This is a genomic window from Acidovorax facilis (genome assembly GCF_023913775.1).
Lineage (GTDB): Bacteria > Pseudomonadota > Gammaproteobacteria > Burkholderiales > Burkholderiaceae_C > Acidovorax > Acidovorax facilis.
In genome coordinates, this window is the sequence record NZ_JAMXAX010000004.1 from 69490 (window position 1) to 91491 (window position 22002).

Genomic DNA, 22002 nt, shown 5'->3' on the forward strand with positions numbered 1-22002 from the left:
GCCTGTTTAACCCGCCGTCCTGCTTACTGTGACGATGCTTCAGGCAGCCGTGGCTCACAAGGTCTCTGGCTGCCTTTTCATTCAAGACCGTCCCCAGTGCCTTTGGAGGCCTGGGGCCGGATCTCCCCCCGAAGTGACAAAAATTCAAGGGTAAACCCTTATTTTTTGCTTCGCCCATGGACAATCACCCCATGACTACTGCCTCTGCTCCCCTCCTCACACGGCGTGCCGACCTTTTGGCGCGTTTGGCCCAGCCCCACCACTATGACCTGGCTGTGATTGGCGGTGGGGCTACAGGCCTGGGGGTGGCGCTGGATGCGGCGGCCCGAGGGTTCAGCGTGGTCTTGGTGGACTCGCATGACTTCGCCAAGGGAACCTCGTCCCGGGCGACCAAATTGGTACACGGCGGTGTTCGTTACCTGGCGCAAGGCAACATCGCACTGGTGCGCGAGGCGTTGCATGAGCGCACGACCTTGCTCCACAACGCGCCCCACCTGGCGCAACCCCTGCCGTTTGTGATGCCGTCATACCACTTTTGGGAGACGCCGTTTTACGGTATCGGCCTCAAGATGTACGACGCTTTGGCAGGGAAGGCGGGCTTGGGCGCCACCGAATTCTTGGGGCGCGCACGCACATTGGAGTGCCTGCCCACGGCCCGCCCCGAAGGCCTCAAGGGTGGCGTCAAGTACTGGGACGGACAGTTTGATGACGCCCGTCTGGCCTTGGCCTTGGCGCGAACGGCCGCCAGCCTGGGCGCCCTGGTGGTCAACTACTGCCCTGCGCGGTCGTTGATTCACGAAGCTGGCAAGGTTGCAGGCTTTGTGTGTGAAGACGCAGACAGTGGCCAGCAGTTCACCGTGCGCGCGCGTACGGTTGTGAATGCCACCGGCGTATGGGTGGATGCCCTGCGCCAGATGGACGGAGAGGCCATAGGCCGCCCCGTCAAGCCCATTGTGGCGCCCAGCCAGGGGGTGCATATCGTGGTGGATCGGGAGTTTCTTCCGTCCGACCATGCCCTGATGGTTCCCAAGACGGCCGATGGCCGGGTCCTTTTTGCCGTGCCGTGGCTGGGAAAGCTCATTCTCGGGACCACTGACAGTCCGCGCCAGGACATCGTGCGTGAGCCGCAGCCTTTCCGCGAAGAGGTCCGGTTCATCCTGGACGAATCGGCGCGCTACCTCACCCGTGCGCCCAAGGTGGAAGACATCCGGAGTATCTGGGTGGGCCTGCGCCCGCTGGTGAAGCCGCAGGACGACGATGGTGACAACACCAAGAAAATCAGCCGCGAGCACACCGTGCTCGCCAGTCGCAGTGGCCTGATCACCGTGACGGGAGGCAAATGGACCACCTACCGCGCCATGGCCGAAGATGTGTTGCAAAAATGCTTCACCACGGGCCTGCTGCCGGAAAAACCGTCGGGTGTGACCAATCGTTTGCCCTTGGTGGGAACCCCTGAAGGGGCTGTTCAACATCGCATCAGTGATGCCCAGGGACTGCACTCCTACGGGAGCGAGGCGGCGGTTGTCCGGGACATTGCCGGTGCGCACACCGATCTTGGTGGGGGGCTGACAGAAGCCATGGTACGCTTTGCCGCCCGCTACGAATACGCCTGCACGGTAGAGGATGTGTTGGCCCGCCGCTCCCGGTTATTGTTCCTCGATGCCCGCAAGGCCATCGAGCTGGCCCCTGCGGTGGCCGACATCCTGCGTGCGGAACTGGGTGCCGACCCCCACCTGGATGCCTTTTTGGAACTGGCGCAACAGTATTTGCAGGTTCCGGCCTGATAGGGCGCTTGACTTCGTAGAAGTCTTTTGCAATAATCGAGGGCTTCGCGTTTCCTACGTGAAGTTTCTGCCCAGCGGGAAGTGCTGCAAATGGTTTGCGGTGCGGACGACGGGCCCAAGACTGACTGGCTGATTTGCAGCCCTTGAGAAGTTCTCTGGGGCTGTTGTCTTCTGGTGCAAGTTGGGAATATTGAAATGATCCAGACAGAATCTCGGTTAGAGGTTGCCGACAATACCGGCGCCAAGTCCGTCCTTTGCATCAAGGTGCTGGGTGGCTCGAAGCGTCGCTATGCAAGCGTTGGCGACATCATCAAGGTGAGCATCAAAGAAGCCGCTCCACGTGGCCGCGTCAAAAAAGGCGAGGTTTACAGTGCAGTGGTGGTTCGCACGGCGAAGGGTATTCGTCGCGGCGATGGTTCGCTCGTCAAATTCGATGGCAACGCCGCAGTGTTGCTGAATGCAAAGTTGGAGCCTATCGGCACCCGTATCTTTGGACCCGTGACGCGTGAACTGCGTACCGAGAAGTTCATGAAGATCGTGTCTCTGGCTCCTGAAGTTCTCTAAGGACGCGCCATGAACAAGATTCGCAAGGGCGACGAAGTCATCGTGCTGACCGGCCGTGACAAGGGCAAGCGCGGCACGGTGTCGCTGCGCAAGGATGACTCCTACGTGGTCATCGATGGCATCAACCTGGTCAAGAAGCACGCCAAGCCAAACCCCATGAAGGGTACGACGGGCGGCATCGTTGAAAAGTCCATGCCAATTCATCAGTCCAACGTGGCCATCTTCAATGCTGCTACGGGCAAGGCTGATCGCGTGGGCATCAAGGTGCAGGCTGACGGTTCGCGCATTCGCGTGTTCAAGTCCAGCGGTGCTGAAATCAAGGCGGCCTAAGGGGTAAACATGGCACGACTCCAAGAAATTTACCGCGACAAGATCGCTCCCGAACTGGCTAAACAGTTCGGCTACACCTCGCCGATGCAGGTTCCCCGTCTGACCAAGATCACGCTGAACATGGGCGTGAGCGAGGCAGTCTCGGACAAGAAGGTGATGGACAATGCTGTGGCTGACCTGACCAAGATTGCTGGTCAAAAGCCTGTGGTGACCAAGGCCAAGAAGGCTATCGCTGGTTTCAAGATCCGCGAAGGCCAGGCCATTGGTTGCATGGTCACGCTGCGTGGCGTGCAGATGTATGAGTTCCTGGACCGTTTCGTGACCGTGGCTCTGCCTCGCGTTCGTGACTTCCGTGGTATCTCTGGTCGCGCGTTCGACGGTCGTGGCAACTACAACATCGGCGTCAAAGAACAGATCATCTTCCCTGAAATTGAGTACGACAAGGTCGACGCCTTGCGCGGTCTCAATATCAGCATCACCACGACGGCCAAGTCCGACGAAGAAGCCAAGGCGCTTCTCGCTGGTTTCCGTTTCCCGTTCAAGAACTGAGGCGAAGCATGGCTAAAGTAGCTTTGATCCAGCGCGAACTGAAGCGCGAAAAACTGGCAGCCAAGTACGCAACCAAGTATGCGGAACTGAAGGCAATCGCTGGCGATGCCAAGTGCAGCGATGAAGAGCGCGATGCAGCCCGCTTGGGCCTGCAAAAGCTCCCTCGCAACGCCAACCCGACGCGTCAGCGCAACCGTTGCGAAATCACTGGTCGTCCACGTGGCACCTTCCGTCAATTCGGTCTGGCTCGCGCCAAGATCCGCGAACTGGCTTTTGCAGGCGACATCCCCGGTGTCACCAAAGCCAGCTGGTAAGCAGGCAGGAGAGATTAAACATGAGCATGAGTGATCCCATCGCTGACTTGCTGACCCGCATCCGTAATGCACAGATGGTCGCCAAGGCCACGGTTTTGGTGCCTTCTTCCAAAGTGAAGATTGCCATCGCCCAGGTGCTGAAGGACGAAGGTTATATCGACGGCTTCCAGGTGAAAACCGAAGCCGGCAAGTCCGAACTCGAAATTGCCCTGAAGTACTACGCAGGTCGCCCCGTGATTGAGCGCATTGAGCGCGTCAGCCGCCCTGGCCTGCGTGTCTACAAAGGCCGTGATTCCATTCCACAAGTCATGAACGGTCTGGGTGTGGCAATTGTCACAACGCCCAAGGGCGTGATGACTGATCGCAAGGCGCGTGCTACCGGTGTCGGTGGCGAAGTGCTCTGCTACGTGGCCTAACCCGCGGCATTGAGGAGAAACTGAAATGTCCCGAGTAGGAAAAATGCCCGTGACCATCCCCGCAGGCGTGGATGTGTCCGTGAAAGATGACCAGATCTCTGTCAAGGGTACTGGTGGCGCTCTGTCGCTGGCGCAAAACGCGCTGGTGAAAGTGTCCAGCAATGACGGCAAGCTCAGCTTTGAGCCTGCTAACGAATCCCGCGAAGCCAATGCCATGAGCGGCACGATTCGCCAGTTGGTCAACAACATGGTGGTCGGTGTCAGCAAAGGCTTTGAAAAGAAGCTGAGCCTGGTCGGTGTGGGCTACAAAGCCGCTGCCTCAGGCTCTAAGCTGAATCTGGCTGTTGGCTATTCGCATCCGGTCAATATCGAAATGCCCGCAGGCATCACGGTTGCCACCCCGACGCCCACGGAAGTGGTGATCAAGGGTGCAGATCGTCAGCGTGTCGGTCAGATCGCTGCTGAGATTCGTGCTGTTCGTCCACCTGAGCCCTACAAGGGCAAGGGTATCCGCTACGCGGACGAAAAGATCACGATCAAAGAGACCAAGAAGAAATAAGGAGCTGCAACATGTTGACCAAGAAAGAGCAGCGTCTTCGTCGTTCGCGCCAGACCCGCATCCGCATTGCACAGCAAGGCGTGGCACGTCTCACGGTGAACCGTACGAACCTCCATATCTACGCCAGTGTGATCTCCGGCGACGGCAGCAAGGTGCTGGCAAGTGCATCCACGGCGGAAGCCGACGTGCGCAAGTCGCTCGGCGGTTCGGGCAAGGGTGGCAATGCCGCAGCAGCCCAGATCATCGGCAAGCGTATCGCTGAAAAGGCGAAGGCTGCAGGTGTCGAGAAGGTTGCATTTGATCGCGCAGGCTTTGCCTACCACGGTCGCGTCAAGGCTTTGGCCGACGCAGCCCGTGAAGCTGGCCTGCAGTTCTAAGCGGAGCGGAATACAAAATGGCTAAATTTCAACCCAAAGTGCAGAACGAAGGTCAAGACGACGGTCTGCGCGAAAAAATGATCGCGGTCAACCGCGTGACCAAAGTCGTGAAGGGTGGCCGTATTCTCGGTTTCGCCGCACTGACGGTGGTTGGCGACGGTGATGGCCGCGTGGGCATGGGCAAGGGCAAGTCGAAAGAAGTACCAGCTGCCGTGCAAAAGGCTATGGAAGAAGCTCGTCGCAACATGGTCAAGGTCTCGTTGAAGAACGGCACCATCCACCACAATGTGACCGGCCACCATGGCGCTGCTGTTGTGATGATGGCACCTGCTCCAAAGGGTACCGGCATCATCGCTGGCGGCCCTATGCGTGCAGTTTTTGAAGTGTTGGGTGTGACTGACATCGTGGCCAAGAGCCATGGTTCGTCCAATCCCTACAACATGGTCCGTGCAACGTTTGACGCGCTCGTCAATTCGACCACCCCGTCGAATGTGGCGGCCAAGCGCGGCAAGACAGTCGAAGACATCTTCGCCTGAACCGGAGCTTGAAAATGACAACGCAACAAACCGTCAAGATTCAACTGGTGCGCAGCCCGATTGGCACCAAGGAATCGCACCGCGCCACCGTTCGTGGCCTGGGTCTGCGCAAGCTCAATAGCGTGAGCGAACTGCAGGACTCGCCCGAAGTGCGCGGCATGATTAACAAGATCAGCTATCTGGTCAAAGTCCTCTGAGAGATAGATCATGGAACTCAATAGCATCAAGCCCGCAGACGGCGCCAAGCATGCCAAGCGCCGCGTAGGCCGTGGTATCGGCTCCGGCCTGGGCAAGACCGCTGGCCGTGGTCACAAGGGTCAGAAGTCTCGTGCCGGTGGCTACCACAAGGTTGGTTTTGAAGGCGGTCAAATGCCTTTGCAACGCCGCTTGCCCAAGCGTGGTTTCAAGTCGCACTTGCTCAAGTTCAACGCAGAAGTGACGCTGACGGCATTGGATCAACTCGGCCTGGCCGAAGTGGATGTCCTCGCTCTGAAGCAAGCAGGCCTGGTTGGTGAATTGGCCAAGGTGGTGAAGGTCATCAAGAGCGGTTCCCTGACCAAGGCTGTCAAGCTCAATGGCGTGGGTGCTACGGCTGGTGCCAAAGCAGCGATTGAAGCTGCTGGCGGCAGCGTCGCCTGAGTGTGGCTCTGAAGGAAGGCATCTGTGGCTACTAGCGCGGCTCAAATTGCAAAGACCGGGAAATTCGGCGACCTCCGTCGTCGTCTGGTTTTTCTGTTGCTTGCGCTGGTCGTGTACCGCATTGGGGCTCATATCCCTGTGCCAGGCATCGATCCAGCCCAACTCCAGCAGCTCTTCAGTGGCCAGCAAGGCGGCATCCTGAATCTGTTCAACATGTTCTCCGGTGGTGCGCTGTCGCGCTTCACGGTTTTCGCTCTGGGGATCATGCCGTACATTTCGGCGTCGATCATCATGCAGTTGATGACCTATGTGGTTCCCACATTCGAGCAGTTGAAAAAGGAAGGCGAAGCCGGTCGCAGGAAGATCACTCAGTACACCCGCTATGGCACCTTGGGCTTGGCCCTGTTCCAGTCGCTGGGAATTGCCGTAGCGCTGGAAAGCTCTGCTGGTTTGGTCCTGAGCCCCGGTTTCGGGTTCCGCATGACCGCTGTGGTCAGCTTGACGGCTGGCACGATGTTCCTGATGTGGCTGGGTGAGCAGATCACAGAGCGTGGCTTGGGGAACGGGATCTCGATCCTGATCTTTGCGGGCATTGCCGCTGGTTTGCCTAGTTCGATCGGTGGCCTTCTGGAGCTGGTTCGTACGGGTGCCATGAGTATTCTGGCCGCTATCTTCATCGTCCTCGTCGTTGGTCTGGTGACTTACTTCGTGGTGTTTGTCGAGCGGGGTCAGCGCAAGATACTGGTGAATTACGCTCGCCGGCAAGTAGGCAACAAGGTTTATGGTGGTCAATCGTCTCACCTGCCCCTGAAGCTGAACATGGCAGGTGTGATTCCTCCGATCTTTGCCTCGTCGATCATTCTGCTGCCGGCAACGGTGGTGAACTGGTTCAGTGCAGGTGAATCGATGCGCTGGTTGAAGGATATCTCGGGTGCGTTGACTCCTGGTCAGCCCATCTACGTGATGTTCTATGCTGCAGCCATCATCTTCTTCTGCTTTTTCTACACGGCTCTGGTATTCAACAGCCGTGAAACTGCAGACAACCTGAAGAAGAGCGGTGCGTTCATTCCAGGCATTCGCCCAGGTGAACAGACGGCCCGTTATATCGACAAGATCCTGGTGCGCCTGACATTGGCAGGCGCTGTGTACATCACCTTTGTGTGCTTGCTGCCAGAGTTCCTGATCTTGAAGTACAACGTTCCGTTCTACTTTGGTGGAACCTCGCTGTTGATCATTGTGGTGGTGACCATGGATTTCATGGCCCAGGTTCAGAACTACATGATGTCGCAACAGTATGAGTCGCTGCTCAAGAAAGCCAATTTCAAGGGCAACGCAGGCGGTTGATGATGAGGAAGGCAGTGCTGCACTTGCGACACTGCCTGCAAGGAACTGAATATCGGTTGAGTTGGCGCCCCACGATTTTTCGCGGGCACAAATTGTGTTCCGTGCGAAGCAGCCGGGACGGATGGAAAAGTTTTAGGAGAATGCAATGAGAGTTTCGGCTTCGGTCAAAAAAATCTGCCGCAACTGCAAGATCATCCGCCGCAAGGGTGTGGTGCGCGTGATCTGCACGGATCTGCGTCACAAGCAGCGCCAAGGTTGATTGGAAAGTATTAGAGGACGCATATGGCACGTATCGCTGGCATTAACATTCCGCCGCACAAGCACGCGGAAATCGGTTTGACCGCCATTTTTGGCATTGGTCGCACCCGCGCTCGCAAGATTTGCGAAGCAACTGGTATCGCTTACTCCAAGAAGATCAAAGATCTGACGGACGGCGATCTGGAAAAAATTCGCGAGCAAATCGAGCAGTTCACCATTGAAGGTGACCTGCGCCGCGAAACCACGATGAACATCAAGCGTTTGATGGACATCGGCTGCTATCGTGGCTTCCGCCATCGCCGCGGTCTGCCAATGCGTGGTCAGCGCACCCGTACCAATGCTCGCACTCGCAAGGGTCCGCGCAAGGGTGCAGCTGCACTGAAGAAATAAAGATTGAAAGATCATCATGGCTAAGTCTCCTGCCAATAACGCAGCTCAGCGCGTTCGCAAGAAGGTCCGGAAGAACGTTTCGGACGGTATTGCACACGTGCACGCCTCGTTCAACAACACCATCATCACGATCACCGATCGCCAAGGCAATGCCTTGTCGTGGGCATCGTCCGGTGGACAAGGTTTCAAGGGTTCGCGCAAGTCCACCCCATTCGCAGCCCAAGTGGCTTCGGAAGTGGCTGGCCGCGCTGCCATCGATCAAGGTATCAAGAACCTTGACGTTGAAATCAAGGGTCCCGGTCCTGGCCGTGAATCTTCGGTCCGCGCACTGGGTGCCCTGGGCATCCGTATCACGTCGATTTCTGACGTGACGCCAGTGCCGCACAACGGCTGCCGCCCTCAGAAGCGTCGTCGTATCTAATCTCTCTAAGCCCACCGCCGCCTGTGAACGCGCAAGCGCCTCAGGCGGCTCCCGCAATGGTTTGCGGCAGATGACACAAAGGAAGCTCAAGTGGCACGTTACCTCGGCCCCAAGGCCAAACTCTCCCGCCGTGAAGGCACGGACCTGTTCCTGAAGAGCGCCCGTCGCTCGATCGCCGACAAGTCCAAGTTCGACTCCAAGCCTGGTCAACACGGCCGCACCTCGGGTGCCCGTACTTCTGACTACGGTCTGCAACTGCGCGAAAAGCAGAAGGTCAAGCGCATGTACGGCGTGCTGGAAAAGCAATTCCGCCGTTACTTCGAAGCCGCTGAAGGCAAGAAGGGCAACACCGGCGCCAACCTGCTGTTCCTGCTGGAATCCCGCCTCGACAACGTCGTGTACCGCATGGGTTTCGGTTCGACCCGTGCTGAAGCCCGTCAGCTGGTGTCGCACAAGGCGATTACCGTGAACGGCAAGTCCGTGAACATTGCTTCCTACCTCGTGAAGACGGGCGACGTGGTGGCTGTGCGCGAAAAGTCGAAGAAGCAAAACCGCGTTGTGGAAGCCCTGCAACTGGCCGCACAAGTGGGTATGCCTGCCTGGGTGGAAGTGAATGCCGACAAGGCTGAAGGCATCTTCAAGAAGGTGCCTGACCGTGATGAGTTTGGCGCCGACATCAACGAATCCCTGATCGTTGAGTTGTATTCGCGCTAATCGCTCGGTACATATTTCGAGAAAACCGTCCCTGAACCGCGAGGCATCGCGGTTTAGGCGCTTCACCAGCCTTACCGGTGTAACGAGCTGGGGGTATTGAGAGGAAGTCTGAATGCAAACCAATTTGCTGAAACCCAAGGCGATCAATGTCGAGCAGCTTGGCCACAATCGTGCCAAGGTCGCACTGGAGCCGTTCGAGCGTGGGTACGGCCACACGCTGGGCAACGCCATCCGGCGCGTCCTGCTCTCGTCCATGGTGGGTTACGCAGCGACGGAAGTCACCATTGCAGGCGTTCTGCACGAGTACTCGTCCATCGATGGCGTTCAGGAAGATGTGGTCAACATCCTCTTGAACCTCAAGGGCGTGGTGTTCAAGCTGCACAACCGCGACGAAGTCACGCTGAGCCTGCGCAAGGATGGCGAAGGCGTGGTCACCGCGCGCGACATCCAGACGCCCCATGACGTCGAGATCGTCAACCCCGATCACGTGATTGCCAACCTGTCGGCAGGCGGCAAGCTGGACATGCAGATCAAGGTGGAAAAGGGCCGTGGTTACGTGCCTGGCAGCCTGCGCCGTTATGCCGACGAATCGACCAAGTCGATCGGCCGCATCGTGCTGGATGCTTCGTTCTCGCCCGTCAAGCGCGTGAGCTACACCGTGGAAAGCGCCCGCGTGGAGCAGCGTACCGACCTGGACAAGCTGGTGGTCGAGATCGAAACCAACGGTGCCATCACCGCTGAAGACGCTGTGCGCGCCTCGGCCAAGATCCTGGTGGAACAGCTGGCTGTGTTCGCACAGCTCGAAGGTGGCGAACTGGCTGCGTTCGACGCACCGGCAGGCCCGCGCGGCAATGCCACGTTCGATCCGATCCTGCTGCGTCCTGTGGACGAGCTGGAACTGACCGTGCGTTCCGCCAACTGTCTGAAGGCCGAGAACATCTACTACATCGGTGACCTGATCCAGCGCACCGAGAACGAGCTGCTCAAGACGCCTAACCTGGGCCGCAAGTCGCTCAACGAGATCAAGGAAGTGCTCGCATCGCGTGGTCTCACGCTGGGCATGAAACTGGAAAACTGGCCACCAGCTGGCTTGGACAAGCGTTAAGTTATAATTTTTGGTTCCCCGCCGGGAACAGTGCCTCGGGCAGTACCTGATACGGCTGCCTGATTTAATTACTCAAAGGAAAGCACCATGCGCCACGGACACGGCCTCCGCAAACTCAACCGTACCAGCTCGCACCGCCTCGCGATGCTGCAGAACATGATGAATTCGCTCATCGAGCACGAAGTCATCAAGACCACCGTTCCCAAGGCCAAGGAACTGCGCCGCGTGATCGAGCCCATGATCACCCTGGCCAAGGAAGATTCCGTAGCGAACCGCCGTCTTGCATTCAACCGCCTGCGCGACCGTGATAGCGTGACCAAGCTCTTCAATGACCTGGGGCCTCGTTTCAAGGTGCGTCCCGGTGGCTACACCCGTATTCTGAAGATGGGCTTCCGTGTGGGCGATAACGCTCCCATGGCGCTGGTCGAATTGGTCGATCGTGCTGCTGAAACCGAAAATAATTCGGCAGCAGCTGAATAATAGGGTATAATTTATTTCTTACCGCGCGATGGAGCAGTCTGGTAGCTCGTTGGGCTCATAACCCAAAGGTCGGAGGTTCAAATCCTTCTCGCGCAACCAATAAAATCAAGCACTTAGCTTGTCTTCAAGGCCCACTTCGGTGGGCCTTTTTGTTTTGTGTCGAGGTTTGTGACGAGGTCTGTGTCGTCACAATTGCGGCCCTCCGTGCTAGTGACCTTTGGGTATGGTTCGAGTTTCTGGAGTCAAGAGCTCAAGAGCTCAAGAGTGGCGGAGCTTCGGCTGCTACTAAACATAGGCTCCAGCTCCGTTGGCCTCAAAGTAGAACCGGCGCATCTACTTCGGCATCGCAGCGGTTGCTGCCGTTCGCATCTCGGTGTCGAATGGGCGCTATCGGCCAAGAGCAGTCCGCCAAGCTCCGGTGCGCCGCCTTACGCATAGATGCACTTCTATACTCCAGCAATGCGCCGCATCGTGAGGATTTACTTGCTGATCGCCGTCTTGCTCATGCAGACGGTGGTGTGGCTATCGCCTCTCGCTATCAACGCACAGGCGGAGCAACTCGCCCACATGTCGGTCCATGTCCAAGACATCGACCACCACCACCACGATGACGATTCGCTGCATCTCTCCTCTGACAGCGATAGCAGCGCGCCGCATTTTCATGTGGATGATGGCTTTCATCCGATTGGACTGACTGCGCTCTTTGACGATTCGGGGTTCGCGGCAATGCAGAGCGAACCGCCTCTAGCCGTCATTTCTGAGCCTCCTACCGTTTTCCTGGACGGGTTGCTGCGCCCTCCCAGCCTGACCGCCTAAGGTCTGCGCGACACTCCGCTCGCGTTTGCCGCAGCGGACCAATCCTCAAGAAGTCGCCTGTCTTCACGGGCCTGCTGTGCCGTGCAAGAGCTGAGCCTCAATAGCTCGCTCTCCTGCGCGCGGCGTCGTCAACACTTATCCATTTCAGACATGAATCTTTGCTCTATCAGGCGCTTGCTAGCGCTTGCCCTGGGCGCCGCGCCGTTGCTCGCGGTTGCCCACGGCATTTCCGCCGAGGACCAGCAGCGCATGCTGGACGCTGGCTACTTCCACTACATCGAACTGGGGGCCCGGCACATGCTGACGGGTTACGACCATCTGCTGTTTCTGTTCGGCGTGGTGTTCTTCCTGACGACGTTTCGGGATGTGGCCAAATTCGTGACCGTCTTCACCATCGGCCACTGCATCACCCTCATCTTCGCGACGTACTTCAAAATCACCTGGAACTACTACTTGGTGGACGCCATCATTGCGCTTAGCGTGATGTACAAGGCGTTTGACAACAATGGCGGGTTCCAGAAGCACTTCGCGATGGAATCACCGAACCTGCTTTGGGCGGTATTCGGCTTCGGTTTGCTGCACGGCTTTGGCCTCTCTACGCGTCTGCAGCAGCTGCCGCTGGGTGACGACCCGATTGCCATGCTCTGGCGCATCCTGAGCTTCAATGTGGGTGTCGAGCTGGGGCAAATTGCTGCGCTCACGGTGATGGTGGGTGCTCTGGCGCTGTGGCGACATCGGCCGTCGTTCAAGCGCTTCAGCTACGCGGCCAATCTGGCGCTGTTCTACGGCGGTGTGTACCTCCTGATCACGCAGTTGCACGGCTACCAGCACGACAGCCACCCTGACAGCTTCCGCTTTCCTGCTGCAGAGCACCGGCACGCCCACGAGGACATGGACGTGCAGAACACGGAAGACAAAACCCGCGATGGACTCTGACCCATCAATTTGCCCCTCAATCCCCGAACATCCAACCAAGGACTCATCATGAAAGCAATCATCCTCACCGCCACCCTTGTAGCCCTGCAATCCTTCAGCCCGATGGCCCTTGCCGACAAAGGCAGCAGCTGCCACTTCCATGGCAAAACTCCTGCGACGGAAGCTGTCGTCACTGACTGCGCGACCCAGCGCCGCGATGCGTTGGTCAAGGCAGGCAAACTGGAAAGCTCCTGGCAGTCGGCCAAGCTCGGGACGCTGGAACTGGTGGATGGCAAGAAGGGAAAGGAGTGGAAAGCCACTTTCACAAACCCTGCTGCCACCGACAAGGCGAAGCAAAATCTGTATGTCTTCTTCTCGCATCCGGGTAACTTCATTGCCGCGAACTTCACCGGCCAGTAAGTGATGGCACACGGGTCGCTTTCGCCCGTGCTCAGGGGCGGTCTGCTGGCGCTGCTGGCGGCCGCCCTTTTTGGGCTGAGCACACCCTTTGTCCAGCTGTGGGGCCGGGGCATCGGCCCGTTCACCACGGCAGGGCTTCTCTATGGCGGCGCGGGCCTCGTGGCCTTGTTCATCCGCCGCCCCAAAGAGCGCGAAGCGCAGCTGCAGCGCAGTGATGCCGGTCGCCTGCTGGCAATGGCGCTGTTCGGTGCTGTCATCGGGCCCGTCGCCCTTGTATGGGGCCTGCAGCGCACCAGCGGTACTTCCGCGTCTCTGATGCTCACCCTTGAAGCCTTGTTCACCGCTTTGCTGGCTTGGCGCCTCTACGGTGAGACGGTTGACAGGCGCGTTGTCCTGGCCATGGCCTCCTTGCTGGCCGGTGGGGTGGTCCTCGCGCTAGACCAGAGCCTGCAAGGCAACGTGCAACTGCTCGGTTTGGCCGCCGTCATGGTGACAACGGCCGCATGGGGCGTGGACAACACCTTGTCGCGCGGCGTGGCTGACCGGGACCCTGGACAGGTGGTACTTGCGAAATCAAGCCTGGGCGTCGTTGCGACCTTCTTTCTCGCTGTGTTTTTCGCAGAGCCCTTGCCGAACCTGTTGGCGGCTGGCGTTTTGCTGGGCACTGGCGCTACTGGCTACGGCTTGAGCCTGCGCTTCTATCTGCTCGCCCAGCGCACCTTCGGGGCTGCACGCACGGGCTCTGTGTTCGCGTTCGCACCGTTTCTTGGAGCCCTGGGCGCTTTTGGACTTGGAGAGCGCGCCGCGTCTGGGCTGCTGGTCTTGGGAGGCGTGTTGATGCTGGCCGGGGTGATCTTGCACTTAGTTGAGTCGCACGACCACGCACATGGCCATGAGGCCCTGGAGCACGAGCACGCCCATACGCATGATGATGGTCATCACGACCACGGTCATGAGCCCATGCCGCAAGGGGCTCACAGCCATCTTCACATGCACACGGTGCTGGTACACAAGCACCCGCATGTGCCTGATTTGCACCATGGGCATAAGCACTGAAATTTGTGGTGCTTCGTTGGCGAACGCCCGCACTTGGCCGAGAATGAAGTGCTAGGGTAACTATCCGGTGTGCCACAAACAGAACGGCAAATTCATCTGATCCGGTGTCCAGCGCCGCAGGGGCTTTACCTCTTCCAAGAACGTAGCAACAGCGCGTTGGTCACCACGCTCACGCTGCTGAGGGCCATAGCTGCTCCCGCCACCATGGGATTCAACAGGCCAAATGCAGCCAAGGGGATCCCGACCACGTTGTACGCGAATGCCCAGAAAAGGTTCTGACGGATCTTTGCGTACGTGCGCCGGGAGATGTCGATGGCATCTGCGATCAACGCGGGGTCACCGCGCATCAGAGTGATGCCTGCCGCATGCATGGCCACGTCAGTACCTGTGGACATGGCGATGCCCACATTCGCAGCCGCCAAAGCGGGTGCATCGTTGAGCCCGTCGCCGACCATTGCAACGTGTCTGCCGCCCGCTTTGAGCTGGACAACAATATTAGCTTTGCCCTCCGGCAGCACCTCGGCGCGGACCTGATCTATGCCCAAGGCGCGGGCCACCGCCTCTGCGCTTCCTTTGTTGTCACCGGTGATCAGAACGGTCTGGATGCCAAGGCTGTGCAGCTGTGCAATGGCCTGTTGCGAGCTGCGTTTTACGGTATCTCCGAACGCCAACATACCCATTACGGCAGGGGCATCGGTCACATCGGCGAGCCACGATACGGTGCGTCCCTCTTGCTGCATCTGTGCTGCTGCCGCCGCCAGGGCTGCTGTACTCACGCCCAGCTCATCCATGTAACGGGTACTTCCTAGGCGTATCTGGCGTCCCTTGACGGTAGCGGACATACCCCGGCCAGCAACAGCAGTCACCTCGGTGGCCCGGGGGACGATCAATCCCTTAGCACGCGCTGCATCCATCACCGCCTTTGCCAACGGGTGCTCGCTACCGTTTTGAATGGCCGCAGCAAATGGCAGTAACTGCTCGCCATGCTGATCAGAAGCAATCGCTACCTGTGCCTCGTAGCCCGCCCTCACGACGGCGGCGACCAAGCGGTCGGGCCTCACTCCCGCATCGAAGCGAACCTGCGCTCGCTCAGTCGCCAGATTGACCTCCGCATGTTTAACGCCAGGCACGGCCTTCAGCGCTTTTTCGACCCGGCCGACGCTCGACGCGCACGTCATCCCCTCAATCGAGAGCTCCAGTAACTCTTCAGACACGGCGTAGCCCGCCTTTTCCACCGCTGCCGCTAGGGTGGGTATCCCGGTCGTGGCACGCTCACCAAGTGGATCCGCGAGGCCATTCCTGAGGCCAGGAAAGCAATCGTCGGTCGTGTCGGGCAGCGAAGGTATCCCGAGTCGTTGAAGCAAACGGGAGTGGTGGAACTCTGCACGCGACAGGAAAGCGCTCAGGCTGTTGCCGGCGAGCTAGGAAAATCCTGCAAAACCTCCTGTCAAGTCAGATAGAAGCAGTTCAGTCATGGCATCCTCGCCAGCCATGAAGCAAAGCAGCCTTGACCTGAGCCTGAGCACCAAGAAGACCCGCAAGCAGGAGCTGCTGGCCCAGATGGATCGGGTGGTTCCCTGGGCTGCGTTGGTCGAACTCATTGCCCCGTACTACCCCGAAGGCAAGAACGGACGTCCACCCTTTGCATTGGAGGCCATGCTGCGCACCCATTGCATGCAGCAGTGGTTCACCTTGTCGGATCTGTCAATGGAAGAAGCCTTCTTTGACACCCCGATCTACCGGGAGTTTGCAGGCCTTGATGCCCATGGGCGAATGCCTGACGAGAGCACTATTTTGAGGTTCCGCCATCGACTGGAGAAACACAAGCTGGCCGAGCAGATTCTGGCCACGGTCAACGAACTGCTGGCAGCGCAGGGCTTGCTGCTCAAGGCGGGCACTGCGGTAGACGCCACGCTGATCGCAGCGCCCAGCTCTACCAAGAACAAGGACAGAAAGCGCGATCCAGAGATGCACTCCAGCCAAAAGGGCAACGAATGGCACTTTGGTATGAAGGCTCACATTGGCGTGGACGCAGACTCAGGATTGGTGCACACCGTCATTGGCACCTCGGGCAACGTGGCGGACGTAGTAGAGGGCAACAGCTTGCTGCACGGAGAGGAAAAAGACGGGTTTGGTGACGCGGGCTATCAAGGCGTGCACAAGCGCCCGGATGCCCGGGCTAGCGTGACGTGGCACATAGCGATGCGCCCGGGCAAGCGCAAAGAGCTGGATAAAGAGACCAACCCCGTAGACGCGCTCATAGACCAGATGGAGAAGATCAAGGCAAGTATCCGGGCCAAGGTGGAGCACCCCTTTCGGGTGATCAAGCGGCAGTTTGGATATGTGAAGGTGCGCTACCGGGGTTTGAAGAAGAACACGCTGCAGCTCAAGACGTTGTTTGCGCTGTCCAATCTGTGGATGGTGCGCCACCAATTGCTGGCGGTGCAGGGATGAGTGCGCCTGCAAACAGCAGGCAGCCGCAGCAGCGGCGCAAGCCGCCCGAAAGAAGGTCACAAAACATGGCCCAACCGCTGGCAAAACGGTATCCATGGCCTCATCTGAGAACATCGGCCTTGTAGCACTTACGAATCCGAGTTATTCAGGACATCCCTAGGCGTGTGCCGGCCAACGTTGTACAACTGGAAGAACCAGCTTCTGGGACGTGAGGCACCTGCATCCATGAAACACACCCATCAATCCCCGCAGGCACGTGAGCGCGACGAGCTCGAGAGCCAGGTTGATGCGTTGCGCCGCGAAGTCAGTCAACTGCGACTTGAGCAGGACCTCTTGAATAAGGCCAATGAACTGTTAATAAAGGCCTGGGCGTCGATCTGCAGCTCCTGTCCAACCGGGAGAAGACACTGCTGATTGACGCCCTCAAGGAGCACTACGGCTTGCCAGAGCTCCTTGCACAGTTAGGTCTTGCCAGTAGCTCGTACTTCTACCGTCGCGCCCGTGCAGCGGTGGGCGACAAGTATCTCTCTGCGCGTCGTGCGATCACCGACATCTTTGAGTCGAACCACCGCTGCTATGGCTATCGCAGGCTGCAGGCCTCTCTGCCCAGGCAGGACATGACCATCTCCGAAAAGGTGGTGCAGCGCCTGATGAAGCAAGAGAGCTTGGTCGTTGCAAAGCCCAAGCGGCGGCAGTATGCGTCTTACCTTGGCGAGATCAGCCCGGCACCGGAGAACATCATCAACCGAGACTTCCAGGCTGCAGCGCCCAACGAGAAATGGCTGACCGACATCACAGAGTTCCAAATCCCAGCAGGCAAGGTGTACCTGTCGCCCATCATCGATTGCTTCGATGGAATGGTGGTGAGCTGGACGATTGGCACGAGCCCGGATGCAGCGCTGGTCAACACAATGCTGGATGCAGCCATCGAGACGGTGGCAACAGTGATACGGATGCAACTGCCTTGTAGCTCAGGAACGTCTGGTGCTTGCGTATGGCAACGCACAGACGACGCTTGCCAGCAGGCGCAGTCTGCAAAGCTATCACTTCATTCCCGTTGACATCTTCCATTGATTAGCACTTGGGGTGCAGGGCAGCGCGGGATCGGGTGCCGCTTTTCTCAACTCGGGTCTGGTTTGACATAGATCAAGCGGCTCGCTGCTGCTTCTACATAGCATGGAGCGCAAGTAGCTCGCAATCAACATGAAGTTCTTTATCCACACACGCTCCAAGCGCAACACCGCATTTGTGGTGTTGCTGGTGTGGCTGTTCGCGCTGGGTTCATCAGTCGCCAACGCATGCTTGCTGGAAACCCACGAACCGTACTCTGGCGCAGCTGAGAACTCGGCGACGACGACGAGCCATGCGCCTGCCGAGTTGCTTGCCCAGATGGGCACCGATGCGGCCCACCACGATGACTCGGACGGCACCAAGGAATCGTGCCTGAAGGTCTGCGACGACAGGACGCACGCCTTGCCCAAGGCGAACTCCGGCGTCGATCACACCGACCTCGGCCCGGCGCCTTTGATCGCGACCCTGTGGACCGGATCACCGAATGTCGTCTCGGCGCCCCCCAGACTGGATGACCTGGCAATGCCCGCACTCGGGCCGCCTTTCAGGATTCGCTACTCGCGACTGACGCTGTAGCGGACCCGACGCCAGGCCCGGGGCCATTGTGCACCGGCGTTGGCGTCCGACTGTGATCCTGCTTGGATCTGTCTTCCGTACCTGCGCCGGTGCCCCTGCACCGACCGCGTGCCGATCCCCATCCACCGCCGCCCCTTTGCCAATAAACCAGGAGTTCCCCATGGAGTTCGCTTTTCGTCCTCCTTCTCTCGCCCTTGCACTCTTCGCCAGCGGTGCGCCCAGCTGGGCCGCGCAGCACGACGAGCACAAGGCACATCACCCGGCGGGTGCGGCCCCTGCGGTCGCTTCCAAGTCCGTGCCCGGCAAGTCCACGCCAGAAATGGCTCGGATGGCCAACCAGAGGAAGGCCATGCAAGAGATGCACGACATGATGATGGCCGCCAAGACGCCCGAAGAACGCAATGCACTGATGGCCGAGCACATGAAGACCATGCAGGAAGGCATGGTCATGATGAAAAGCATGGGCGGCATGGCAGGCCCCAAGAGCCCGCCGACCAACATGACCGAGCGCCAGGCCATGATGGAGCAGCGCATGAACATGATGCAGACCATGATGGAGATGATGGTCGATCGTCTCCCGCAGCCCCCGGCCAAACCGTGAGAGGGATGTCATGAACTACCCCCACGAATACGCGTCAGTGGCGTCGAGCTATGGTTTGGGAGGATCGGCATGTTGAGTAGGCGGAAGCTGTTGGCCGGTGGGGTGGTCGTTGCCGGCGTCGCCGGGGCTGGGTTGCTGTACTTCCGACATCGCGCCTCCCAAGCATTGGGCGGCGGGCCGTTTCGCCACTATCCATTCGATCCGGTGGCCGCCGAGAACTTTCAGCAGAAGCTCTTCATTCCGGTTGCCAGCGGGCCGTTCGGCGTGCTGGATGTCGCGGCGCCGCTGAAGCTCCGCGCCACGGCGGCCAGTTTCCCCCTGCTGCCCGGCCCTGCGTCGCAAGCCCCGTCGCCCTTCCTGCTGTACCAGACCGAGCACGGGGGGCAGGCCTACCAGAACCCGATACTGCGCATCGAGCGAGGCGCGCGATTCACAGCCAGCCTGGACAACGCGCTGACTGAGCCGACCATCATTCACTGGCACGGGCTGCACACTCCCGCCAAGATGGACGGACATCCCGGCGACACCATCGGGCCAGGAGCACGCTACGAGTACGACTTCACGGTGCGCAACCGCGGGGGCACCTACTGGTACCACACCCACGCGCACGATCTGACCGCCAAGCAGGCCTATAACGGCCTGGCGAGTTTCTTCCTGGTCGATGATGACGACCAGCGCAAGCTCGCCAAGGCGCTTGATCTGAAGCTGGGTGTGACCGACCTTCCCCTGGTTATCCAGGACAAACAGTTCGACGCTCAAGGCAAGCTGGTGTACCGGCCCAACGCACATGAATCGATGATGGGCTGGCTGGGCGACATCGTGCTGGCCAACCTGACCCCCAATGCCGTCCGCACCGTCACGCCGCGCACGTACCGGCTGCGATTGCTGAACGGATCGAACGCACGTATCTATCGGCTCGCCTTCGTCAAGAGCGACGCGGCGTTGCCTTTCACCGTCATCGGCACCGACGGTGGCTTGATCGAGCGGCCCGAGACGGTGACAGAAGCCTTCCTGGCGCCTGGCGAACGCCTCGATGTGCTGTTCGACGCGGCTCAGGCACAGGCTGGAGAGACAGTGTTCCTCAAGAGCCTGGCGTTCGACCCCATGGAGAACGAGGAGGGGGCGGGCAGCATGGCCGGCATGAGCAGCCAGGGCCATAAGGGCATGAGCCAGATGGCGGCGGCCATGAGCTCGTCACGGCTGTCACTTGGCGCCGCCTTCAACGTGTTGAAGCTGTCGGTCACGGCCGGTGATGGTGTCGCCACGACACTGCCGACGGCGCTGTCAGAGATCAAGCCGATCCGCACCGAAGGGGCGCTTGAGCGAAAGATCGAACTGTCGATGCAGGCCATGCGGTTCCTCATCAACGGGCGCACGTTTCGCATGGACGAGATCGCCTTCGAGGTCAAGCGCGGCGCGGTGGAAATCTGGAGCATCAGCAACCCGACAGTGGGCATGCCACACCCGATGCATATCCACGGGTTTTCGTTTCAGGTAATCGAACGCTTGAACAGCCCGCCGCAGTGGTCAGCCACGGCGCGCTTCGGTAAGGGCCGCGCCGTTAGCGACCTGGGCTGGAAGGACACGTTGCTGGTGTGGCCCGGTGAAACCGTGCGCATCGCCATCGACTTCGCCCACGACTTTCCGGGCAGCCAGACCTACGTCTTTCACTGCCACAACCTAGAGCACGAAGACGCCGGAATGATGATCAATTTTCGTGTTCAGGCGTGACGACAGAACACAACTGTCCAACCCAATTTCTCTGGAGAATGAAAATGCGCAAACAAATGAGAACCATGGCGAGCGCCATAGCGGTCACGTTGGCCGTGGTTTCGACGCTCAGCCTCAGCGGCTGCGGCTACAACAGCTTTCAAACCAACGACGAGCAGGTGAAGGCGGGGTGGGCTGAGGTCGTCAACCAGTATCAGCGCCGTGCGGACTTGATCCCCAACCTCGTCAACACCGTGAAGGGGGAGGCGAAGTTCGAGCAGGAAACCCTGATCAAAGTGATCGAGGCACGCTCGAAGGCCACATCCATCCAGGCCACCCCGGAACTGATCAACGACCCCGCAGCGTTCCAGAAATTCCAGCAGGCGCAGGGCGAACTGACCGGTGCGCTGTCGAGGCTGATGGTGGTGTCCGAACAGTACCCGAACCTGAAGGCCAACCAGGGCTTCCGTGACCTGTCCGCGCAACTGGAAGGCACCGAGAACCGCATCACCGTGGCGCGCAACCGCTACATCAAGGCGGTACAGGAGTACAACGTGACGGTACGATCCTTTCCCTCCAACCTGACTGCGATGGTCTTCGGCTACAAGGAAAAGCCGACCTTCGCCGTCGAGAACGAAAAGGAAATCGCGAAGCCGCCCAGCGTTGGATTCGACACCGCACCGGCAAAGCCCGCTGGCCCGGCATCTGGGATATCGAAGTGATTGCAAGCAGAGCCTTCGGCGGTGCATTCCAGGTCGGCCGAGCGCTGCTGTCTGCAAGCCTGTTGGCGTTTGCGCTCGGATGGTCCGCGATTAGCGCAGCGCAGGTGGCCGTGCCGCCCCTGACGGGGCATGTGATCGACCAGACCGGCACGCTGACTGCGCAGCAGAAGGCCGCGCTGGAACAAACGCTCACCGCCTTTGAAGCCCGAAAAGGCAGTCAGCTGGCAGTGCTGATGGTCGCCTCGTCAGCGCCGGAAGAGATCGAACAGTATGCGCTGCGCGTGGCCGAGCAGTGGAAACTCGGACGCAAGAAAGTCGACGACGGCGCAATCCTCGTTGTAGCGAAGAATGATCGCGCGATGCGCATCGAGGTGGGCTACGGCCTGGAGGGAGCGCTCAACGATCTCACCAGCAAACGCATCATCAACGAGACCATCCTGCCGCGATTCAAGAGCCAGGACTTTTATGGCGGCATCACGGCCGGTGTCGAACAAGTCATCCGCGTCGTCGACGGCGAGCCCTTGCCCGCGCCGAGTGCCCGGACCAGCCAGGGCATTGGAGATGTTCAGCAATACGCACCCATGCTGTTCATTTTGGCGCTCGCCGTGGGCGGGGTGCTGCGCGCCATGCTGGGCAAAGTGCCAGGCTCGCTAGTCACGGGCGGCGTGGTCGCGGTGATTGCCTGGTTCGTCGTTGGGGCCGTCTCGATGGCGTTGCTCGCCGGCGTATTTGCGCTGTTCGTCACCTTGATGGGTGGCGGCATGCTCGGTCGCGGTATGGGTGGCTACTACGGTGGCGGTGGTCGGGGTGGTCATGGCGGGGGCGGCTTCAGCGGCGGTGGTGGCGGTTTCGGTGGCGGCGGTGCGTCGGGAAGGTGGTAG

General features: G+C 59.3%; 28 protein-coding genes, 1 tRNA gene and 4 pseudogenes. 31 read left to right on the top strand and 2 right to left on the bottom strand.

Annotation, left to right across the window (positions count from 1 at the left end):
* The first annotated feature begins 191 nt into the window (after window positions 1-191).
* From NFX52_RS02715 to NFX52_RS02825, 23 genes are all read left to right on the top strand, one after another.
* Window positions 192-1784: a glycerol-3-phosphate dehydrogenase/oxidase gene (locus tag NFX52_RS02715; protein ID WP_055395749.1), complete on the top strand. Its 1593-nt coding sequence runs from the start codon at window positions 192-194 to the stop codon at window positions 1782-1784.
* 195 nt (window positions 1785-1979) lie between these two features.
* Window positions 1980-2348, top strand: coding sequence for a 50S ribosomal protein L14 (rplN, locus tag NFX52_RS02720; protein ID WP_007861702.1), 369 nt, complete (start codon window positions 1980-1982; stop codon window positions 2346-2348).
* A 9-nt stretch (window positions 2349-2357) separates the two neighbouring features.
* Window positions 2358-2678, top strand: coding sequence for a 50S ribosomal protein L24 (gene rplX / locus NFX52_RS02725; protein ID WP_055395669.1), 321 nt, complete (start codon window positions 2358-2360; stop codon window positions 2676-2678).
* Between the two features lie 9 nt (window positions 2679-2687).
* On the top strand, window positions 2688-3227 hold the full coding sequence (rplE, locus tag NFX52_RS02730; RefSeq protein WP_055395671.1) for a 50S ribosomal protein L5: 540 nt from the start codon (window positions 2688-2690) through the stop codon (window positions 3225-3227).
* Between the two features lie 8 nt (window positions 3228-3235).
* Entirely contained in the window at window positions 3236-3541 is a 306-nt protein-coding gene (rpsN, locus tag NFX52_RS02735) for a 30S ribosomal protein S14 (protein ID WP_055395673.1), read from the top strand.
* A gap of 20 nt (window positions 3542-3561) precedes the next feature.
* Window positions 3562-3957: a 30S ribosomal protein S8 gene (rpsH, locus tag NFX52_RS02740; RefSeq protein WP_008906523.1), complete on the top strand. Its 396-nt coding sequence runs from the start codon at window positions 3562-3564 to the stop codon at window positions 3955-3957.
* A gap of 25 nt (window positions 3958-3982) precedes the next feature.
* A complete protein-coding gene (gene rplF / locus NFX52_RS02745) occupies window positions 3983-4516 on the top strand; it encodes a 50S ribosomal protein L6 (RefSeq protein ID WP_055395675.1) in 534 nt (177 codons plus the stop codon).
* Window positions 4517-4527: 11 nt separating this feature from the next.
* A complete protein-coding gene (gene rplR, locus NFX52_RS02750) occupies window positions 4528-4893 on the top strand; it encodes a 50S ribosomal protein L18 (RefSeq protein WP_005793639.1) in 366 nt (121 codons plus the stop codon).
* A 17-nt stretch (window positions 4894-4910) separates the two neighbouring features.
* Entirely contained in the window at window positions 4911-5429 is a 519-nt protein-coding gene (rpsE, locus tag NFX52_RS02755) for a 30S ribosomal protein S5 (RefSeq protein WP_008906520.1), read from the top strand.
* A 14-nt stretch (window positions 5430-5443) separates the two neighbouring features.
* Complete coding sequence (rpmD, locus tag NFX52_RS02760; protein WP_007861725.1) at window positions 5444-5626, top strand: 50S ribosomal protein L30; 183 nt, start codon at window positions 5444-5446, stop codon at window positions 5624-5626.
* A gap of 10 nt (window positions 5627-5636) precedes the next feature.
* A complete protein-coding gene (gene rplO / locus NFX52_RS02765) occupies window positions 5637-6068 on the top strand; it encodes a 50S ribosomal protein L15 (protein ID WP_055395677.1) in 432 nt (143 codons plus the stop codon).
* Window positions 6069-6092: 24 nt separating this feature from the next.
* A complete protein-coding gene (secY, locus tag NFX52_RS02770) occupies window positions 6093-7412 on the top strand; it encodes a preprotein translocase subunit SecY (protein WP_055395679.1) in 1320 nt (439 codons plus the stop codon).
* 145 nt (window positions 7413-7557) lie between these two features.
* On the top strand, window positions 7558-7671 hold the full coding sequence (rpmJ, locus tag NFX52_RS02775; RefSeq protein ID WP_005793651.1) for a 50S ribosomal protein L36: 114 nt from the start codon (window positions 7558-7560) through the stop codon (window positions 7669-7671).
* 23 nt (window positions 7672-7694) lie between these two features.
* Window positions 7695-8060, top strand: a complete 366-nt coding sequence (rpsM, locus tag NFX52_RS02780; protein WP_008906516.1) for a 30S ribosomal protein S13 — start codon at window positions 7695-7697, stop codon at window positions 8058-8060.
* 16 nt (window positions 8061-8076) lie between these two features.
* Window positions 8077-8481: a 30S ribosomal protein S11 gene (gene rpsK, locus NFX52_RS02785; RefSeq protein WP_005793662.1), complete on the top strand. Its 405-nt coding sequence runs from the start codon at window positions 8077-8079 to the stop codon at window positions 8479-8481.
* A 90-nt stretch (window positions 8482-8571) separates the two neighbouring features.
* The gene (gene rpsD / locus NFX52_RS02790; protein ID WP_055395681.1) at window positions 8572-9195 is read left to right on the top strand and encodes a 30S ribosomal protein S4; all 624 of its coding nucleotides are present in this window, start codon (window positions 8572-8574) and stop codon (window positions 9193-9195) included.
* A gap of 112 nt (window positions 9196-9307) precedes the next feature.
* Window positions 9308-10300 carry a DNA-directed RNA polymerase subunit alpha gene (locus NFX52_RS02795; protein WP_008906514.1) on the top strand — a complete coding sequence of 331 codons (993 nt, stop codon included), beginning with the start codon at window positions 9308-9310 and terminating at the stop codon, window positions 10298-10300.
* A gap of 87 nt (window positions 10301-10387) precedes the next feature.
* Entirely contained in the window at window positions 10388-10780 is a 393-nt protein-coding gene (gene rplQ / locus NFX52_RS02800; protein WP_008906513.1) for a 50S ribosomal protein L17, read from the top strand.
* Window positions 10781-10802: 22 nt separating this feature from the next.
* Window positions 10803-10879 (top strand) — tRNA-Met (locus NFX52_RS02805).
* 360 nt (window positions 10880-11239) lie between these two features.
* Window positions 11240-11596: a hypothetical protein gene (locus NFX52_RS02810; protein ID WP_055395683.1), complete on the top strand. Its 357-nt coding sequence runs from the start codon at window positions 11240-11242 to the stop codon at window positions 11594-11596.
* 150 nt (window positions 11597-11746) lie between these two features.
* Window positions 11747-12532: a HupE/UreJ family protein gene (locus NFX52_RS02815; RefSeq protein WP_055395685.1), complete on the top strand. Its 786-nt coding sequence runs from the start codon at window positions 11747-11749 to the stop codon at window positions 12530-12532.
* A gap of 48 nt (window positions 12533-12580) precedes the next feature.
* On the top strand, window positions 12581-12931 hold the full coding sequence (locus NFX52_RS02820; protein ID WP_055395687.1) for a DUF6488 family protein: 351 nt from the start codon (window positions 12581-12583) through the stop codon (window positions 12929-12931).
* A gap of 3 nt (window positions 12932-12934) precedes the next feature.
* Window positions 12935-13987, top strand: coding sequence for a DMT family transporter (locus tag NFX52_RS02825; protein ID WP_055395689.1), 1053 nt, complete (start codon window positions 12935-12937; stop codon window positions 13985-13987).
* Between the two features lie 125 nt (window positions 13988-14112).
* On the opposite strand, the pseudogene NFX52_RS02830 reads toward NFX52_RS02825, so the two are convergent.
* Window positions 14113-14982, bottom strand: a pseudogene (locus NFX52_RS02830) (HAD-IC family P-type ATPase); the annotation flags it as partial.
* A gap of 30 nt (window positions 14983-15012) precedes the next feature.
* Window positions 15013-15222 (bottom strand): annotated as a pseudogene (locus tag NFX52_RS30825) (cation transporter); the annotation flags it as partial.
* Window positions 15223-15237: 15 nt separating this feature from the next.
* On the opposite strand from NFX52_RS30825, the pseudogene NFX52_RS02840 reads away from it, so the two are divergent.
* The 8 genes and pseudogenes from NFX52_RS02840 to NFX52_RS02875 all read left to right on the top strand — a co-directional run.
* Window positions 15238-15414, top strand: a pseudogene (locus tag NFX52_RS02840) (IS3 family transposase); the annotation flags it as partial.
* Window positions 15415-15478: 64 nt separating this feature from the next.
* Window positions 15479-16441 carry an IS5 family transposase gene (locus tag NFX52_RS02845; RefSeq protein WP_055395751.1) on the top strand — a complete coding sequence of 321 codons (963 nt, stop codon included), beginning with the start codon at window positions 15479-15481 and terminating at the stop codon, window positions 16439-16441.
* Between the two features lie 153 nt (window positions 16442-16594).
* Window positions 16595-17379, top strand: a pseudogene (locus NFX52_RS02850) (IS3 family transposase); the annotation flags it as partial.
* 265 nt (window positions 17380-17644) lie between these two features.
* Window positions 17645-18088: a hypothetical protein gene (locus NFX52_RS02855; RefSeq protein WP_055395691.1), complete on the top strand. Its 444-nt coding sequence runs from the start codon at window positions 17645-17647 to the stop codon at window positions 18086-18088.
* Between the two features lie 160 nt (window positions 18089-18248).
* The gene (locus NFX52_RS02860; RefSeq protein ID WP_055395693.1) at window positions 18249-18689 is read left to right on the top strand and encodes a hypothetical protein; all 441 of its coding nucleotides are present in this window, start codon (window positions 18249-18251) and stop codon (window positions 18687-18689) included.
* A gap of 90 nt (window positions 18690-18779) precedes the next feature.
* Entirely contained in the window at window positions 18780-20420 is a 1641-nt protein-coding gene (locus tag NFX52_RS02865; RefSeq protein WP_252635373.1) for a multicopper oxidase family protein, read from the top strand.
* Between the two features lie 56 nt (window positions 20421-20476).
* Complete coding sequence (locus tag NFX52_RS02870; RefSeq protein WP_055395697.1) at window positions 20477-21121, top strand: LemA family protein; 645 nt, start codon at window positions 20477-20479, stop codon at window positions 21119-21121.
* Window positions 21118-22002, top strand: coding sequence for a TPM domain-containing protein (locus tag NFX52_RS02875; protein ID WP_370541923.1), 885 nt, complete (start codon window positions 21118-21120; stop codon window positions 22000-22002). The genes NFX52_RS02870 and NFX52_RS02875 overlap by 4 nt, the downstream gene beginning before the upstream one ends.